Source organism: Hymenobacter tibetensis (assembly GCF_022827545.1).
Taxonomy (GTDB): Bacteria; Bacteroidota; Bacteroidia; order Cytophagales; family Hymenobacteraceae; genus Hymenobacter; species Hymenobacter tibetensis.
Map to the genome: position 1 here is coordinate 4041859 of NZ_CP094669.1, position 17767 is coordinate 4059625.

The 17767-nt window shown below is 56.0% G+C and carries 16 protein-coding genes; 5 read left to right on the forward strand and 11 right to left on the reverse strand.

Features of this window, described 5'->3' with window-relative positions; genetic code table 11:
• Window positions 1-28: 28 nt before the first annotated feature.
• A complete protein-coding gene (locus MTX78_RS16180) occupies window positions 29-625 on the forward strand; it encodes a hypothetical protein (protein WP_243796382.1) in 597 nt (198 codons plus the stop codon).
• A gap of 7 nt (window positions 626-632) precedes the next feature.
• Window positions 633-1610: a tryptophan--tRNA ligase gene (gene trpS, locus MTX78_RS16185; protein WP_243796383.1), complete on the forward strand. Its 978-nt coding sequence runs from the start codon at window positions 633-635 to the stop codon at window positions 1608-1610.
• A gap of 72 nt (window positions 1611-1682) precedes the next feature.
• Here the strand turns inward: trpS and MTX78_RS16190 are convergent, their stop codons facing one another.
• The 5 genes from MTX78_RS16190 to MTX78_RS16210 all read right to left on the reverse strand — a co-directional run bounded on the left by MTX78_RS16190 (window position 1683) and on the right by MTX78_RS16210 (window position 5576).
• A complete protein-coding gene (locus tag MTX78_RS16190) occupies window positions 1683-2519 on the reverse strand; it encodes a hypothetical protein (protein ID WP_243796395.1) in 837 nt (278 codons plus the stop codon).
• Between the two features lie 125 nt (window positions 2520-2644).
• Window positions 2645-3784: a CaiB/BaiF CoA transferase family protein gene (locus MTX78_RS16195; protein WP_243796396.1), complete on the reverse strand. Its 1140-nt coding sequence runs from the start codon at window positions 3782-3784 to the stop codon at window positions 2645-2647.
• A 17-nt stretch (window positions 3785-3801) separates the two neighbouring features.
• Window positions 3802-4476 carry an ATP-binding cassette domain-containing protein gene (locus tag MTX78_RS16200; RefSeq protein WP_243796407.1) on the reverse strand — a complete coding sequence of 225 codons (675 nt, stop codon included), beginning with the start codon at window positions 4474-4476 and terminating at the stop codon, window positions 3802-3804.
• Window positions 4473-4772: a hypothetical protein gene (locus MTX78_RS16205; RefSeq protein WP_243796409.1), complete on the reverse strand. Its 300-nt coding sequence runs from the start codon at window positions 4770-4772 to the stop codon at window positions 4473-4475. The genes MTX78_RS16200 and MTX78_RS16205 overlap by 4 nt, the downstream gene beginning before the upstream one ends.
• Before the next feature lie 69 nt (window positions 4773-4841).
• Window positions 4842-5576: a class I SAM-dependent methyltransferase gene (locus MTX78_RS16210; protein WP_243796411.1), complete on the reverse strand. Its 735-nt coding sequence runs from the start codon at window positions 5574-5576 to the stop codon at window positions 4842-4844.
• Window positions 5577-5734: 158 nt separating this feature from the next.
• On the opposite strand from MTX78_RS16210, the gene MTX78_RS16215 reads away from it, so the two are divergent.
• Window positions 5735-6748 carry a Gfo/Idh/MocA family protein gene (locus MTX78_RS16215; RefSeq protein WP_243796417.1) on the forward strand — a complete coding sequence of 338 codons (1014 nt, stop codon included), beginning with the start codon at window positions 5735-5737 and terminating at the stop codon, window positions 6746-6748.
• 247 nt (window positions 6749-6995) lie between these two features.
• Entirely contained in the window at window positions 6996-8627 is a 1632-nt protein-coding gene (locus MTX78_RS16220; protein WP_243802902.1) for a DEAD/DEAH box helicase, read from the forward strand.
• Between the two features lie 105 nt (window positions 8628-8732).
• Here MTX78_RS16220 and MTX78_RS16225 read toward each other — a convergent pair whose 3' ends face one another.
• The 6 genes from MTX78_RS16225 to MTX78_RS16250 all read right to left on the reverse strand — a co-directional run bounded on the left by MTX78_RS16225 (window position 8733) and on the right by MTX78_RS16250 (window position 15457).
• Window positions 8733-9644, reverse strand: a complete 912-nt coding sequence (locus MTX78_RS16225; RefSeq protein ID WP_243796419.1) for an NAD(P)/FAD-dependent oxidoreductase — start codon at window positions 9642-9644, stop codon at window positions 8733-8735.
• A gap of 128 nt (window positions 9645-9772) precedes the next feature.
• Window positions 9773-10711 carry a 1,4-dihydroxy-2-naphthoate polyprenyltransferase gene (locus MTX78_RS16230; RefSeq protein ID WP_243796421.1) on the reverse strand — a complete coding sequence of 313 codons (939 nt, stop codon included), beginning with the start codon at window positions 10709-10711 and terminating at the stop codon, window positions 9773-9775.
• Between the two features lie 102 nt (window positions 10712-10813).
• On the reverse strand, window positions 10814-11392 hold the full coding sequence (locus tag MTX78_RS16235; RefSeq protein ID WP_317258907.1) for a glutathione peroxidase: 579 nt from the start codon (window positions 11390-11392) through the stop codon (window positions 10814-10816).
• Window positions 11393-11575: 183 nt separating this feature from the next.
• Window positions 11576-12157 carry an LOG family protein gene (locus MTX78_RS16240; RefSeq protein ID WP_243796422.1) on the reverse strand — a complete coding sequence of 194 codons (582 nt, stop codon included), beginning with the start codon at window positions 12155-12157 and terminating at the stop codon, window positions 11576-11578.
• A gap of 123 nt (window positions 12158-12280) precedes the next feature.
• Window positions 12281-14074 (reverse strand): arginine--tRNA ligase, encoded by a 1794-nt coding sequence (gene argS / locus MTX78_RS16245; protein ID WP_243796424.1) that lies wholly within the window; start codon window positions 14072-14074, stop codon window positions 12281-12283.
• A 408-nt stretch (window positions 14075-14482) separates the two neighbouring features.
• Window positions 14483-15457: an arginase gene (locus MTX78_RS16250; protein ID WP_243796425.1), complete on the reverse strand. Its 975-nt coding sequence runs from the start codon at window positions 15455-15457 to the stop codon at window positions 14483-14485.
• 359 nt (window positions 15458-15816) lie between these two features.
• On the opposite strand from MTX78_RS16250, the gene MTX78_RS16255 reads away from it, so the two are divergent.
• Complete coding sequence (locus MTX78_RS16255) at window positions 15817-17214, forward strand: type III PLP-dependent enzyme domain-containing protein (RefSeq protein WP_243796426.1); 1398 nt, start codon at window positions 15817-15819, stop codon at window positions 17212-17214.
• The last annotated feature ends 553 nt before the right edge of the window (window positions 17215-17767 follow it).

The following is a 17767-nucleotide window of genomic DNA, read 5'->3' on the forward strand; positions in this document are numbered from 1 at the left end:
TATCTTTTAACACTCACATCCTTTTTGTATGCGTACTCTTTACCTTTTGCTTGCTGCTCTTGCAGCGCCCTCTTTTTGCTTCGCTCAGCGCGATTTCACACCCGGTACTTACGAACTTCTTGACGGCACGAAGGGCGAAGGCAATCTTAAGTACACCTCTGGCTCAGGCGCCGAATTACTTGTGAAGACAACAGGTAAAAAGCATGTTGCTTTTGCTCCTGAGAAAGTGAAGTCGTTTAAGGCAGCTGATAAGTTTTTTGTGCCTATTCATGACTTTGTGTTGGACAGTGGAATGCCCATGAGCATGAAATACCGCATAAAGCACGATTTTGCTGAACTGCTAGATAGTGGCCGGGTAGAGCTTTTGAGCTATACGTTGCTAACTTCCACAAGAAAACCTGGTCAAATGAGCATGCCTGGTGATACTTTCTATGGAGGACTGGCGCTTATTCGGCGGCGAGGTGAGCAGCCAACTTCTATTCCACTGGGCCCAAAGAAGGCTCGTCCTGTAATTGTATCTTTCATCAAAGACCGGCCTGACCTTGTTGCACGCCTGAACAAAGAACCTTACACCCCAGAAACTATACGTTCCATTGTCCAGGCCTACAACCTAGGCCAAAAGTAACCTCCTCATGTCCCGCATCCTTACCGGCATCCAAAGCACAGGCCGCCCCCACTTAGGCAATCTGCTCGGCGCCATTCTCCCCGCCATTGAGCTATCGAAAAGCAGCACCAACCAGTCGTTGCTCTTTATTGCCGATTTGCACTCCTTAACCACTGTGCGCGACGCAGCCACATTGCGTCAGAACACGTACGCGGTGGCCGCCGCGTGGCTGGCTTGCGGGTTCGATACCGAGAAGAACCTGCTCTACCGGCAGTCGGATGTGCCGCAGGTAACGGAGCTGACATGGTACTTATCGTGCTTTGCGCCTTATCCGATGCTGGCTAATGCGCACTCGTTCAAAGACAAGTCGGATAGGCTTTCGGATGTGAATGCCGGCCTGTTCACCTATCCGGTGTTGATGGCGGCCGATATTTTGCTCTACGATGCCGACTTTGTGCCGGTAGGCAAAGACCAGATTCAGCACCTAGAAATCACGCGGGACATTGCTAGTGCCTTCAACAACCGCTACGGCGAAACCTTTGTGCTACCCCAGGCCAAAGTGGACGAGCAAATCCAGACGATTCCGGGCCTTGATGGGCAAAAGATGAGTAAGAGCTACGGCAACATCATCGACATTTTCCTCGACGACAAAGCGTTGCTCAAAAACATCAAGCTCATCGTGTCAGACAGCACCCCGCTAGAGGAGCCCAAAAACCCGGACACCGACACCACTTTCAAACTGTACTCTCTGCTAGCCACCGCCGAAGAAACCGCCGACATGCGCGCCCGTTATCTGGCAGGCGGCTACGGCTACGGCCATGCCAAGCAGGCGCTGTATGAATTGATTGTGCGCCGCTTCGCCACTGAACGGGAGCAATTCAGTTTTTACATGAACAACCTACCTGAACTAGATGCTCGCCTAGCCGAGGGGGCCCGCAAAGCGCAGGCCTACGGCACGGAAGTACTGAATAAAGTACGCGAGAAAGCAGGGTACCTGCGGCGCTAGTCCACACCCAACCCAAACAGAAACGGCCTACTCGCTTGAGTAGGCCGTTTCTGTTTGGGTTGGGTGCGCCACCTAAATTATGTGGTGCAATTGCTGCTCATGCGAGAAGCTGAAGCCCACTTTGCTGGGGCGGCTGACCTGCTGGTTTTCCAGTTTTTGCTTCACCGATATCTTTTGAATATCATCGAGGGGCGGCGCAATGAGGTCGTTATTGACGGCGGCAATCATGGCGCTTTCCACAAACAGCTTCATGCCATCGGCCGTCACTACGTTGTCCGACATGTCGTTGTCGGGCAGCTCCAACTGCTGCACTCCTTCCAAGAAGTAGTGGTTGTCGATGTTGATCAGCAGTCGGCCCACGAGGTATCCAGGGTCGTTCATGCGCTGGTATTTGATGCTGTCGGCCATAAAGTTGTAGGCCATGATGTGCCCGAAAAAACGCCGGCGGAAATCAGCCTCCACGTATTTGGTAGGCATGGGGCCGTACTCGTCTGGGAACGTCACGATGTTGGAGTGCATCACAAACACCAGCAAGTCGCCGGAGAACCGGATGTGAAACTCCATGTCATTGACGGGGCGATACTCGATGATGACTGTGGAATCCACGGGCGTGATTTTGCGGCTCAGCTCCACTACCAGTTCCTGCGTCACCTTGCGCAGCAGGTCGAACGTGGACATGGTGTTGCGGTAGATGGACTGCTTGGCCGAAGACTTCTGTTTCAGGCCATCAAAAATCTGGTCGAGGCGGTCGGCGGGAGCGTCGGCGGGTTCACCGGCAGCATTGGGCGCCGCATTATCGGTATTGGTGGAGCCGCTGGTGCCAGTGGTGGCCGGGGCCAGTGGTGCGCCGGGCGTACCATCATCGGTTTGCGTATCGACAGGGACGGGAACTGATTTCTTTTTGGCCATGCAGTAAATGGTTAGCGTACCAAACAAACTAGGCGAAGGCACGATACATTGAATCCCAATAGTATGTAGAGCAACTACTATTGCTTACGCAAAGTAGCAACTCGACAGTTTCAGTTGCACTCGCTTTACCTCGGTGCCGGCAACGCGGGTGGAGCGAGCAACCGTTCCGCAGTCGGCCATGCGGTGCTCTGAAAAGCTACCGTGCGCACTCCTTGATACGGAAAGTCAGCTGTAGCGGGCAGCAGCATAGGTTGCGCTGCATCGTGGCGGAGGGCCTCTCCTACTGTCCGGACGGCACCAGCTGGTACAGCTAAGTGCTCTAATTTCTGCAATAAAGCCGTGCCACTCACGCTGGCTATTTGCGTGCGCAACAGTTGCTCTAGCTCGTTTCGGTGCGTCACCCGGGCTGCATTCGTGGCGAAACGTGCATCACCCGCCCATTCCGGCTTATCCAGCACGGCGCATAGGTGTTGGAACTGCCGGTCGGCTCCTACGGCCAGCAACAGCCGGATACCGTCAGCGGCTTCATACACGGTGCCATACGGCACAATGCTGGGATGACCGGAGCCTAGGGGCTGCGGATCGTGGCCGGTAACCAGAAACGTAGCAGCCTGATTGGCCAGCGAGGCCAGTGCACTGTGTAGCAACGAGACTTCTACCAGCGCGCCCCGCCCGGTTTTCTCGCGCCGATACAGCGCCGTCAACAGGCCTTCCTTGAGTTGATGCGCGGCCAGCAAGTCAATGAGGGCCACTGGCATTTTCTGCGGTTCTACCTCCGGGCCAGCGGCATTGAGGTGCATGAAGCCCGCTTCGGCTTGGAGCACGGCATCATAGCCGGCGCGGGCGGCGGTGGGGCCGTAGCCGGTGAGGTGGCCATAGAGCAGCCGGGGATTGAGAGCGGCCAAGGTGGCGTACTCCACCCCCAGCTTTTCAGCATCGCCGGGCTTATAGCTGGTTAGTACAATGTCGGCGCGGGCAGCTAGGCGGTGCACTTCGGCCCGGCCCGCGGCGGTGGTCAGGTCTAATACCACAGACTGTTTGCCCCAATTGGCGCAGCTGAAATACGCCGAAACGGTGGTGTCGGGCGCTTCAGAGGGCGTGCGCCAGGAGCGGGTAACGTCGCCGGCTGGGGCTTCTACTTTCAGCACTTCCGCCCCCAGCTCAGAAAAAAACTGGCCTACTTGCGGCCCAGCCAGCACAGAGGCCAGCTCCAGCACGAAAAGACCGTGAAAAGGTAGTTCAGTTGAAGACGTATGATCAGGCATAAGTGGAAGGCAAGAAGTCAGTTTACAAGATAGCCTCGGTCCCGTAATCCTTGAACTGGGTCGGTTAGAGCCTCCAGACGTCCATTGTGCAAGATGTACACTACATCGCAAAGGGGGAGGAGTTCCGTGAAACGATGGTCGGTTATGAGCAGACCCTTGCGGGTTTTTACCTTCTGGATGGCTTCGGACAGCGTTTCGATATGCACCGGCATCACCCCCGAAAAGGGCTCGTCAAACAACGAAAAGCGCGTATCGGCGTGCAGCAATAACAGTACCTGCACCAACCGCGAAGTACCACCCGACAGCTCGCCGATGCGCTGGGGCAACTGAGCTTGCAGATCCGGAAACGAGGCCAAGGCGGCGTAGGCATCTACGCGCAGTAGCTGGGCCGCTTCAACCACCGTCATGGTGTCGGGGAACAAAGGTGCCTGGGGCAGGTAGTTAAGTAAGCCGGGCCGCTGGTAGGCAGGCACAGTGTAGGCGCCATTCACGCGCACCGACGCATCGGGCACGGGCCGAGCCCCGAAAATGGTTTGCAGCAGCATGGATTTGCCGCTGCCGTTGCGTCCCATCAACCCCACTACCTGGCCGGTTTGCACCCGGATATACACATTGGAAAGAATGCGCCGCTGGCCGAGTTGCAACTGGATTCCGTCGGCTTCCAGCACCCACGGCGTAGTGCCCGAACTCATATCCATAGCATCAGTTGCCGTACCACCCTCACAATGGCACTGAACGCCAGCGTATCTAACAGCACAACACCCGCCCATAGCTGCCAGGGCGCAATATGCAGGTTCAGATACAGCCAGTATTGGTGGGGACGCATCCGCTCCGACAGGTACCAAACCAGGGGAAACGTAACCAGCTTCATGAGTAGCACGCTGGCGCTCAGCTGCAAAGGCCAGTTGCCATAAGGGACAGAGGTGCCCAATATGAGCAGAGAGAATAAGCTCAGCGACGGCAACAGCGTGCGATAAAACAAGAACAAGGCTCGTGGATACTTCCCTAAGGTCATAGTCTAACTTGAATACCCGCAGACAACGCCTCTACTCCCTGATTATTCTACCCGCCCCAGCCGCAGAAACACGGGAAACGTCACCTCCCGCTCCTGGGCGCCCCACAGCTGCGTTAGCTCGTCGGCAATCAGCAGCACCGGGTCTTGGCCATGCTGCTTTTCATATTTCACCACGCTCGACCAGGTGCGCAAGTAGTTCAGAAACCACTCCGCCGACCAGTGCCGCCGCACCTCGAACTGCGCGTGCTGCACCGCCTCGAACGGAAATGGGATGCGCGCATAGGCATCGTCGATGTGCCAGCGGTTCTCGTCCCAGTAGGGCCGCATGGTGCCAGCGTAAAACTGTCGGATGAGTGGGTCCAGGGTTTCGTGCATCTGCACCAGGCCATATCCCCATTCAGCTACTGTGGCTCCGGGGCGAGCTATGCGGTGCACCTCTTGATTGAAAGCGTCGGCATCAAACCAATGCACGGCTTGCCCTACGGTTATCAAATCAAGAGTAGCCGCCGGGAAAGGCGTGTGCTCGGCTGGCGATACGTGGTAGGTGATATTGGCCCGTTGCGGCGCCTCAGCCAGTTGGGCTTTGCTGATGTCGGTGGCCTCCACCTGCTCGAAATGCTCGGCCAGCACCACCGCTACTTGCCCGTTGCCGGTGGCGCAGTCCCATGCCCGGTGGCGCTGCGGGGTGTGCGCTAGCAGAAACTCGTATAGCTCCGGCGGATAATCGATGCGGTAACGAGCGTAGAGTTCGGCTTGGGAGGAGAAACGGTCGAGCATAAGGCAGTTACTGCTTAATAATGGCTACTTACTGAGGTAACTGCCGGCAGCAGGTACTACAAACGAGAGACTACCGATATTGGGCCATCTCAAAGACTAGATTGATTGGCAGCCGTTAGTCCTCAGCAGTCAACCATCACCAACCAGCACTTAACACAATGAATCCTATCCAAACTGGTTTGCTCGCCTACGGCATGTCGGGCCGCATTTTCCACGCCCCTTTCTTGGAGGCGCATCCTGGTTTTGCGCTACGGGCGGTGGCTGAGCGCAGCCGAAAGCAGATGCAGACCACCTATCCGCACGTAATCAGCTACGACAGCGTGGCGGACCTGCTCCGGGACCCGGCCATCGAGCTAGTGGTCGTTAACACACCAAATGATTCTCACTTCAGCTTGGCCACCGAAGCGCTGCACGCCGGCAAGCATGTGCTCATCGAGAAGCCGGTGGGTACTTCCGCGGCTGATATTGATGCCCTGTATGCGCTGGGCCGCCAAATGAACCGCCAGGTGTTCGGCTATCAGAACCGTCGCTGGGACAGTGACTTCATGGCCGTACGCCAGGTGGTGGAAAGCGGCCAGCTCGGTCAGCTCCTCGAAGTCCATATCCGCTTCGACCGTTACAAAACGGCCATTCACACCAAAGTATTCAAGGAGGAGCCCTCCACCCCGGGCAGCGGCTTGCACTTCGACCTTGGACCGCATATTCTCGACCAAACAATCAGCTTGTTTGGGCGCCCTAGCGAGTTCCGCCGCACCCTCGGCAGCTTCCGCCCCAACTCCCGCGTCACCGATTACATGCAGCTCCACCTGCTCTACCCCAACGGCCTGAATGTGTACCTTACTACCAGCTTGCTGGTAGCGGACCCAGGCCCCGCTTTTGTGCTGCACGGCACTTACGGCAGCTTGCGCAAAGGCCGCACCGATGTGCAGGAGGCCCAGCTAGACCACGGCCTGACGCCCCTCGATGACTCGTATGGCCTAGAGCCCGCCGATGCCGCTGGCACTCTCACGCTGGTCAACGAAAACGGCGAAAAAGCTGTGCAATCCATAGAACCGTTGCGCGGCAACTACATGGGCTTGTTTGAAGCGGTGCATCAGGCTATCCGCAACGGGCAGCCATATCCTATTCGCGAAGATGAACTTCGAACCCAACTGGAAATCCTGGAATCATAAGCTGAGCGCTGCCGCCGCCGATTCTCCTATCTTTGGGATGATTGGTGCTAGATGATTGTTGCTTGTTCGGTGTTGCTTAATCAACCTTACCGGTTCTTTTCAACCAGCAGCTATCACCAATTACCCATCACCCAGCCGTTCAGCTGACCGGGAAAGCAAGGTCAGCCATTTATTCATCTTAATTCGCTACACCTTGACGTTTCACGAGTTCAACCTTCACGACGACTTACTGGCCGGCGTGGACGCCATGAATTACCAGAATGCCACTCCCATCCAAGAGCAGGCCATTCCCAAAATTATTGAAGGCAAAGACCTAATTGCCTGCGCCCAAACTGGTACCGGCAAAACGGCCGCCTACCTGCTACCCCTACTCGATAAGATTTCGCATGCCAAGCACGGCAACACCTCCACCCTCATTCTGGTGCCCACGCGCGAGCTGGCCACCCAGATTGACGAGCAAGTAACCGGTTTCGGCTACTTCGTGGAAGCCAGCAGCATTGCCATCTACGGCGGTGGCAAAAGCGAGAACTGGGAGCAGCAGAAACGGGCTCTCACCAGCGGCGCCGACATCATTATTGCCACCCCCGGCCGCCTGATTGCGCATCTGCAAATGGGCTATGTCAAGTTCGACCAAATCAAGTATTTGGTGCTTGATGAGGCCGACAAGATGATGGACATGGGCTTCTCGGATGACATTTTGAACATTGTGCGGCAGTTGCCCAAGCAACGGCAGACGCTGCTGTTCTCGGCCACCATGCCTAGCAAGATTCGGGACTTCTCGAAGCAGATTCTCAACGAGCCCGAGGAAATCCGGCTGGCTGTGTCCAAGCCCGCCGCCGGCATCGACCAGCAGTTTTACATGGCCTTCGACCGCCAGAAAATCTACCTACTCGAGCACATCATCAAAACCCAGGACGTGCAGAGTATGGTGCTTTTCACCAGCCAGAAAGCAGCCGTGGCCGGCATTGTGCGGGCCATCAGTAAGCTCGGCTACGAAGCGCAGGGTATTTCATCGGATAGGACGCAGGAGGAGCGCGAGCAAATCATGCGCGACTTCAAAAACAAGAAGTTTCCAATTCTGGTGGCTACCGACGTACTCAGCCGCGGCATCGACATCGACTCGCTGAGCCACGTGGTGAACTACGACATCCCACGCGCCGCCGAAGACTACGTGCACCGGATTGGCCGTACGGCCCGCGCCGCTACCAAAGGCACGGCCATCACCTTCATTGCTGATCAGGACCAGGATCGGGTGGTGAAGATCGAGAAGCTGATTGAGCGCGAAGTGGAAAAGCAAACCATTACGGAAGGGTTGGGCCTGGGCCCCGCCCCGGAATTCGACCCCAAGCGCTTTGCTGGTCTGCACGGTAAAGTTGGGGGCCGTCCCGAGCGTGGCGGCCGGTCCGGCGGTGGTCCGCGCAACGACCGGGGCCCGCGCCCCGAAGGTGACCGGGGTCCCCGCAGCGGTGGCCGCGACGGTAACCGCCCCGCCCGTGCCGGTGCCCCCGACCCCAAAGATCCGAAGCATCAGGAGCGCATTGCCAAAGCCCAAGCCGCGCTGGCTGCGCTGGATGCCGGGCAAGCTCCGGCTGTTCCTTACGAACGGCCTCCTCGCGCTCCGCGCCCCGAAGGCGACGTGAAGGAGGGCGTACGAGAAGCACGTCCGCCACGCGAGCCACGAGCGCCCCGCCCCCAAGGGGAAGCGCAGGATGGCGCAGGCCAACCCCGTGAGCCCCGCGCCGAAGGAGCAGAGGGTCAGCGCCGCCGCAAGCGAGGCGGCCGCAACCGGGGTGGCCGCGGGCCACGCCCAGAAGGCGGACCAGAAGGCGCTGCGCCCGAAGCTACCGCAGCAGCCCCAGCAGCTCCTAGTGCGGAGTAGAAGAACTACAAGAAAAAAGCCCCTGATAGCTCAGGGGCTTTTTTCTTGTGTATAGCTTGGTGCGCTTTGCTAGGCTGCACCTACTTCCTGCTATCTAGTAACACCCTACGCAAGGCTATATGCGCTTTCCTGTATCAAGTCCTTGTTCAGCCAAGCAGCAGCTTTGCCCCCACTGGCAATAGCTACAGCTATCTGTCGCATAAGCGTTGTGTTGTCGCCGGCGGCAAACACGCCGGGCACTGAAGTTTCACCAAACTCTGTTGCTTGGATAAGGTCGTTGTCAGTGAGCGTACACCCAAGTTGCAAGGCCAAGTCGCTATGCTGCCGGAATGGAACCCGGGCAAACATGGCCTTTACGGTGTGAGCTGTCCCATCTTGTGTGTGCACAGCAAGCAACTGCCCGTTGTTGTGCTCTAATTCGCGGATGGGCGTTTCCACTACCTGAACCTTCCGGGCGTGCATAGTAGCTGCTTGTTCGGGGGTTAAGTCGGCGGGGCCATTGGTGAACAGCACTAAGTTCTGACTCCAGTGATAGATCAAACTCACAAATTCTGCCGCCATGTTTCCATTAGCCAGTAGGCCCAGCTTCTGGCTGTGCACCTCATAGCCATGGCAGTACGGGCAGTGCAGCACCGAAATACCCCAGCACTCGGCAAAGCCCGGAATAGGCAGCATCTCGTCTTTCAACCCCGTTGCCAGCAACAGTTTACGGCTCCGTAGCACCTCTCCGCGCGCAGTTTCCACCTCGAAACCGGCTGCTACCGCCTTTGCTATCACAGCTGTATCCGCTTGGATCCTCACCGTTGGGTAGCGCAATACTTGTTCACGAGCAATAGCCGCGAGAGTTGTAGGCGTTTCGCCGTCGCGGGTCAGGAAATTGTGCGAATGAGGGGTTTGACGATTGCAGGGCTGGTTGCTATCCAGCACCAGCACATGCCGCAAAGAGCGTCCTAGCGTCATGGCGGCGCTTAATCCGGCATTGCTGCCTCCTATAATCAGAACATCGTAGGTCTTCATTGGCTTATTCTTCAAATGCAAGTATGTTGCAAAAATAAGCATTATACTTACAAATGCAACTATGTTGCAAAATAAGATATCACACAGAAAAACCGGCCTTAGCCGGTTTTCTTTCCCAACGAATAGTGTTAGATAACCTGCCCTATCCCAAAGAGCACTGTGAACACCAACGTACTGAGGGCCATTTGCTTGAGCAGCGGATCGAGTTGCATTGACTCTTGGCGCTGCCACACGGCACGGGCGTTGAAGAGCAGCAATGGAGCTGCCAGTACAAACAGCCACTGCCACACTGAATGATACGAAAGAGCCACGTACAACACTGCGCACCCGAAACCTAGTAGCAACAACAGCCAGTGATAACGACGGGCATGCGTTGGACCAAGCCGCACCGGAATCGTGATTTTGCCGGCTAGCTTGTCGGAACGGATGTCGCGGATGTTGTTTACGTTGAGTACTGCCGTGGCGAAGCAGCCTAATGCAGCCGCGGGAAGCAGTATGCCAAGCGGTAAAGTGCGGGTCTGTAGGAAGTAGGTGCCGCATACGCCCACTATACCAAAGAATAGAAATACAGATAGGTCGCCCAATCCGGCGTAGCCGTAGGGTTTAGAGCCAGCCGTGTAGTTCACCGCTGCCCAAATGGCCGACAACCCAAGCACGAAGAAGGTAGCGAAGATCCAGGCGCCGGCGGTGCCTAGTGCTACCCATAGCAGTGCCAGACCACTCAGAAGAGACAGAAGCCCAAAAACACTCATGCCGCGCTTCATTTGCGCCGGAGTAATGGCACCGCTCTGCACGGCCCGTTGCGGACCTTCACGGTGCACGCTGTCGGCTCCGTTCTGGGAGTCGCCGTAGTCGTTGGCAAGGTTGCTCAGAATCTGGAGCAGGATGGTGGTAAGGGCCGCCAATCCCACTACCTCACCTCGAAACAGGCCATGCGACGCCGCCAAAAAGCCACCGGTTAGGATGCTGGCTAGCGCCAAAGGCAGCGTACGGGGCCGAAAGGCGGAAATCCACGCTTTTGCAGGACTACTAGGTACGACGGAAGAACTGGTGTTAGAGGCAGACATAACAATGCAAAAAGCGTCATCCTCACTTGTGGGGTTTGATCTACTATCTGCTAGATCAAACCCCACAAGTGAGGATGCAAAGGTACTACGTACTATTCCGAATTACTTCATGATAGCAGCCACCAGCTCTTCGCTCATGGGCTTCACTTTGGATGGGTAGAAGGCTACCACGTGGCCTTGCTCATCCACTAGATATTTGCAGAAGTTCCAGCTCGGCGCCTCACTCACAGCACCATTCTTCGCCTTGTCGGCGAGAAACTTGTAGAGGGGGGCCGTGTCGTCGCCTTTCACCGATACTTTCGAGAACAGCGGGAAAGTCACGCCGAAGTTTTTCTCGCAGAAGGTGGAAATCTGCTCGTTAGTGCCGGGCTCTTGGCCGCCGAAGTTGTTGGCCGGGAAGCCGAGGACGGTCACCTTGTCGCCATGCTTTTTGTAGAGTTCTTCCAGCTCTTTGTACTGCGGCGTGTAACCACACTCCGACGCCGTATTTACGATGAGCAGCTTCTTGCCTTTATACTGGCTCAGCTTCACGTCTTTCCCGTCAATGGATTTAACGGTGAAATCGTAGACGGAGGCAGCGGCGGTGGGTTCGGTCATGGCAGTAGAACTAGCAGAAGTATTGAGGGAGGTAAACGAGAGGCCACAAGCAGCCAGCACGCCAAGCAAAAGAAGACTTTTCATATTACAACTGGTAGAGATGATGCACAGATAAAGCAGTTTGCGGCCTAGCCTAAGCTCGGCATCAGTTAAGCAAATAAACCGGATTTCATGCAGTAAACCACTGACTGCTGATCTGGTTTGCGGAATTTAGATCCCAGCTCGCTGAATAGTCAGCCTCTCCACTGAATTTGTCTGAATCCGTGATTAGGTGGTACTAGGAGTCAACCACTTAGGCAACTCTACGGGCACGTAGGCAAGCATCTGGTCTAGAATACCAGTTGGCGTTGGGTCGCTGAGCAGCTGGTGGCGGTTTTCGACGCGCAAGAGGCCCTGGTCGGCCATATGGTCGAGGGCGCGGAGCAGGTGGTCGTAGTAGCCGTCTACGTTAAGGAGGGCTACGGCTTTGCGGTGCAACCCGAGTTGACCCCACGTAAGCACCTCGAACAGCTCTTCCAGGGTGCCATAGCCGCCGGGCATGGCAACGAAACCTTCCGCGAGGTCGGCCATCAGCAGCTTCCGCTCGTGCATAGTTTTCACGATGTGCAGCTCGGTGAGGCCTTTGTGCTCCACTTCTTTGGCTACCAGAAAGTCAGGAATTACGCCAATGACTTTTCCACCGTGCTGCAGGGCACTGTCGGCCACGGTACCCATGAGGCCCACGCGGCCCCCGCCGTACACCAGCGTCATGTTCCGTTCGGCCAGCACCCGGCCCATTTCGTGGGCTTGCTGGGTGTATAGTTCGTTGGTTCCGGAGCTGGAACCGCAATAAACTGCTACGCTTTTCATAGAATTCGGCGCCAGCGTGTGCTGGCTAAGTAAGCTGATGACTGAAATAAAAACAGCAGCAACACCGATTACGGGCGTTGCTGCTGGACCTCACCCGAATGGAGCGCTACGGGTTAGTCGGCGCTACATCCGCTCGGGCACTTCGATACCAAGCAAGCCCATGCTGCATTTTATAGCGCGGGCTGTTTGCGCAGACAGAGCAACCCGGAACGCTTTCTTGGTGGCATCGGGCTCAATGAAAATCGGCACTTCGGTGTAGAACCTGTTGTAGGCCTTGGCCACATCGTAGGCGTACTGCGCCACCAACGCCGGCGACTGCGCCCGGGCTGCTTCGGCCACCACGGCAGCGTAGCGGCCTAGTTCCTGAATCATGTCCCGTTCGGTGTCGTGTATTTCCGTGAGGCCGCTCAGGGCGGCATCCACCCCAACGCCCTGCTCGGCGGCTTTGCGCAGGATGCTGGAAATCCGGGCGTGGCTGTACTGAATGAACGGACCGGTGTGGCCTTCCAAGCTCACCGATTCTTCGGGGTTGAAGAGCATCCGCTTCTTGGGGTCCACTTTCAGCAGGTAGTATTTGAGCGCGCCTAGGCCCAGCATATGGAACAGCTGCGCAGCTTCCTCTTCGCTCAGCCCTTCGATCTTGCCTTTTTCCAGCGTGGCTTGCTTGGCGGCTTCCACTACTTCGCGCACCAGCTCATCGGCATCCACTACAGTGCCTTCCCGGCTTTTCATCTTGCCCGAGGGCAAATCCACCATGCCGTAGCTGAGGTGGTAGATGGCGTCGGCATAGGGCTTGCCGAGCTTGGCCAACACCGCCTTCAGTACCTGCATGTGGTAGTTCTGCTCGTCGGCAATGACATAGACGGACAGGTCGTAGTGGAAATCCTGATACTTCAGCTCGGCCGTGCCCAGGTCTTGAGTAATATAGACGGAGGTACCATCGGAGCGCAGCAGGAGCTTTTCATCGAGGCCTTCCGCTTGGAGGTCCACCCACACCGAGCCGTCTTCCTTTTTGAAGAACACACCTTTCTGTAGGCCTTCTTCCACCCGCTCTTTGCCCAGCAGGTAGGTTTGCGACTCGTAGTAGAACTTGTCGAAATCGACGCCAATGTTCTTGTAGGTCTCGTCGAAGCCTTCGTACACCCACCCGTTCATCTGCTTCCACAGGCTTACCACCTCTTCGTCGTTGGCCTCCCACTTCAGCAGCATGTCCTGCGCTTCGAGCATCAGCGGCGCCTTGCGCTTGGCAATGTCGGTGGCGACGCCTTCCGCTTCCAGTTGCTTTATCTGCTCCCGGTAGTGCTTCTCGAACAGCACGTAGTACTTGCCCGCCAGGTGGTCGCCTTTGATGCCCGCCGAAGCTGGTGTTTCGCCGTGGCCATACTGCTGGTAGGCCAGCATCGACTTGCAGATGTGAATCCCCCGGTCGTTGACGAGGTTGGCCTTGGTGACGGTGGCGCCAGTGGCTTTCAGTATTTCGGCCACCGAGTAGCCGAGAAAGTTGTTGCGCAAATGGCCTAAGTGCAGGGGCTTGTTGGTGTTAGGCGAAGAATACTCCACCACCACGTTTTGCGGGCCGCCCGTCGCGACGGGCGCGTCGGCTGGCAACTGCCGCAGCTGCTCGAATACGGTCAGCCACTGTGCATCAGCCACTTCCAGGTTCAGGAAGCCTTTCACCACGTTGAAGCCTTTCACAGCGGGCTCGTTGGCCACCAGCCACTCTCCTACTGCCTGCCCAATCTGCTCGGGGCCTTTGCCTAGGGTTTTGGTGAACGGAAACGTGACGAGCGTGAAGGAGCCAGCAAACTCCTTGCGTGTGGGCTGCAATGTGAGCTGAGCGGCGGGCACCTCTGTGCCAAATACATTCTGGATAGCCGCGCCCAGCGCGGTTTTGAGGGTTTGTTCGAGTTGTTGCACGGGAAAGCGAAACGCTTAAATGAAGCCAAAAGAGCTTCGAAAACATGAATTTCGGGAGACGGAAATGCGGATGATGCGTAAGCGGCATCTTGCACCGCAGGCTGCCTGGTGCCGTTTTAAAGCGCCATTGCCCATCGGCGTAAGTGGCTTACGCTATAGTCGTCGTTGATTTCGGCTCCGGAAAATCGGCTTCATAAGGAATAAATGGGTTGCCGCGCTGGGCTTCCACTGCCGCAAAGGTAAAAACCCCAGCCGGATAGCTTGGAAAAAGATAGCGCTGATGTGTACAAGCGTAGTCGCGCGAACGTCCGTTTCGCAAAAATGCACGAGCGAGTCGTACTCAGGGAGATACCAAAGCACTAGTAAGTTCTTGCCTCGCTCGTTGCAAAACCGATGTTCGCGCGATGCTTACCTACTCACCACCTCGTCCATGCGCAGGCGGCGCTCAATGGCTTCCGTGGCTTTTTCCAGGATGTTGAAAGCGTTGTTGGCCATGGTGTTTTCGTTGTCGAGGGTGGGGTTGATTTCGCCCATCTCGAAGCACACCACCCGCTCGTTCTCCAGCAGGTCCTGGCACAGGTTTTCGCCTTCTGATAAGTACAACCCGTCGGCGACGGGCGTACCGGTGCCCCGGCTGAAACTCGCGTCGAGGCTATCTACATCAAAGGAAATGTACACCATGTCGCAGAAGCGCAGGTGCTCGTAGATTTCGCGGGTAAGCTGGCGGGAGCCTTTCTGCTGAATTTCGGGCAAACGAATCCAGCGGATACCCAGGCGCTCAATCAGCGCTTCTTCTTCGGGCTCGGTGTCGCGGACGGCTACGTACACTAGGTGTTCGGGGCGCAGGCGTGGGCCGGGCACACTCAGATTTTTTAGGCGCTGCCAGAAGAACTCGGTTTCCTCGTCGGGCTGCTGGCGCTGGCACTCGCGGTTGTCTTCGGCCAGAGACGCGGCTAGAGGCATCCCGTGCACGTTGCCCGAGGGCGTGGTGTAAGGCGAGTGAATGTCGGCGTGGGCATCAATCCAGATAACGCCCAGCGTTTTGTGCGGATACGCGGCCTTGATACCGGCAATGGTGGCATTGGCGCTGCTGTGGTCGGCGGACAGCACCAACGGAAACTCTCCGAAGCGTAGCGTCTGCTCGACGGCGCTGGCTACGGCCCGTTGCACGGTATAGATCGAGTCGATGTGGCGAGCGTACGGAAACTGGTTGGGCTCGAAGAGCACGTGGTTTAAGTCGGGGACGACAACCGAGTTAAACCGGCGGAAGTAGTCGCACCCTTTGTTGAGGCAAGCCACTTTAAGGGCATCAACCCCCATACTGGCGCCTCGGGTACCGGCTCCGAGTTCGGACCGCACTTCCAAAAGCTTGATGCGTCGCATATTACATAATAGAAAAGAAGTTAGAGTGGTTTATATGCTGGCCGATTGACAACGGGACACCGCCCGGTCAGGCTTGGCTCGACGGACCTTCCGCCGCAGCCAACGAACATAGCACAACCAAAACCCTATGAGTAGGGTATCTTTGCGGGCTACAAGTTCGACAAAAGCTGTCGAGTTTAGAAATCAGCGCTTGAGCTGACAGCATCCGTTTCTTGCTTCTGCCATCGGGAGAAGAGCGAAGAATCTTATCACCCTGAACAAGTCGCAACAACGTCGTGTTCAGGCGTGGCAAGATTGTTTGCTCACCTCCCGGCGACAGAAGCCCTTTTTTATACCAAGCCTTCCCTAAACTTCCTTCAATGGATACTTATCACGACCTGATTTCCCAGACTTTCGACTTCCCCAGCCAAGAGTTTCGCGTGGAGCAGAACGAGCTGCGCTTCCACGATATCGACTTGATGGCGCTAGTAGAAAAGCACGGCACTCCGTTGCGCCTTACCTATCTGCCCCGCATTACCACCCAAATCCAACGGGCCAAGCAGTGGTTTAAAGAAGGCATCGAGCAGACCGGCTACCAAGGCCGCTACTCGTACGCGTATTGCACCAAAGCGTCGCACTTCTCTTTCGTAGTGGAAGAGGCCCTCAAAAACGACGTGCACATTGAAACCTCGTCGTGGTTCGACATGAGCATTATCCGGTCCATGCACGCCAAAGGCAAGGTTTCCAAGGAGACATTCATCATCTGCAACGGCTTTAAGCCCGAGGAGTACAAGCAGGAAGTAACGGCCCTCATCAACGACGGCTTCGTGAACTGCATGCCTATTCTGGACTCGCCGAACGAGGTACAGTACTACCACGACCACGTGCGGGAGAAGTGCAACCTCGGCATGCGCCTGGCCTCCGACGAGGAACCCCGCTTCCAGTTTTACACCTCGCGCCTGGGCATCCGCTACGCCGACGCTATCCCGCTATATCAGCAGCGTATTAAAGACGATCCACGCTTTGAGTTGAAGATGCTGCACTACTTCATCAACACGGGCATCAAAGACACGTCGTACTACTGGTCGGAGCTGAGCCGCTTCGTGCACAAGTACTGCGAGCTGCGCAAAGTGTGTGACACGCTGACTACCATCGACATTGGCGGCGGCCTGCCCATCCAAACCTCGATTCAGCCCGAGTATGACTACCCGTATATGATTGCGGAGGTGCTGCGCACCGTTAAGCGAATCTGTGGGGAAGAGGGCGTACCGGAGCCCGACATCTTCACCGAGTTCGGCATCTTCACGGTGGGTGAGTCGGGTGCTACTATCTACTCAATTCTGGACGAGAAGCTCCAGAACGACAAAGAGTTGTGGTACATGATTGATGGCTCGTTCATTACCAACCTACCCGATACCTGGGCGCTAAACCAGCGCTTCATTATGCTGGCCCTCAACGGCTGGAACAAGCAGTACAAACGCATTCAGCTCGGCGGCCTTACGTGCGATTCGCAGGATTATTATAATTCTGAAAAGCACATATACCAAGTGTTCCTACCCGAGCGCAAACCCGCCGATACCGAACCGTTGTATGTGGGCTTCTTCCACACCGGAGCTTACCAAGAAAGCCTAAGCGGCTACGGCGGCATCAAGCATTGCTTGATTCCAGCGCCTAAAATGGTAATTCTGGATCGAGACGAGGAAGGCAACTTAACGGACCGGGTGTTTGCAGAAAAGCAGGATAGTGCCTCCATGATGCGCATCCTAGGTTATCAATAAGTATAGGCAGTTGATTTTCCGGCGGGCATGTTTGTGTAGCCCGCTGGAAAATCCTATTTTTGAGGCTAATCTTCTTCTATAAAAAATCAGTTCAACTACTTGATGATGAAAAAGCTACTTCTTTTGGCTTCTGTGGCAGTTTTTGGTTTGAGTGCGTGCAATAAGACAAAATGCCCTGCTTACTCGAGCATGAAGGATGCCAACCGTGTTTCTTCACCCATTACAGCTTCTACGGCTACTGCTCCTGCAGCTCGTCAATAAGCCAGAATAGGCGGCTTGATTTCGCCGGTTTCGGAACTTTAAAAGGCCGGCTCCTACTTTGTGTAGGAGCCGGCCTTTTTTCTTTAGGACATTTGCACGAAAATTGTATGATGGCAGAACAATTTTAAGCTATTGTACGCGTTATCTGCCAGAAAACATTAATTTCGAGTACGTTGGCTTTGTCTTCACATAAAACAAATTGCACTTATATATGAAAACAGCTTTGCTTTTCGTTGCGTTAGCCGTTGCAGGACTTAGCTCTTGTAGCACTAAATGCCCTGCTTACAGCAGC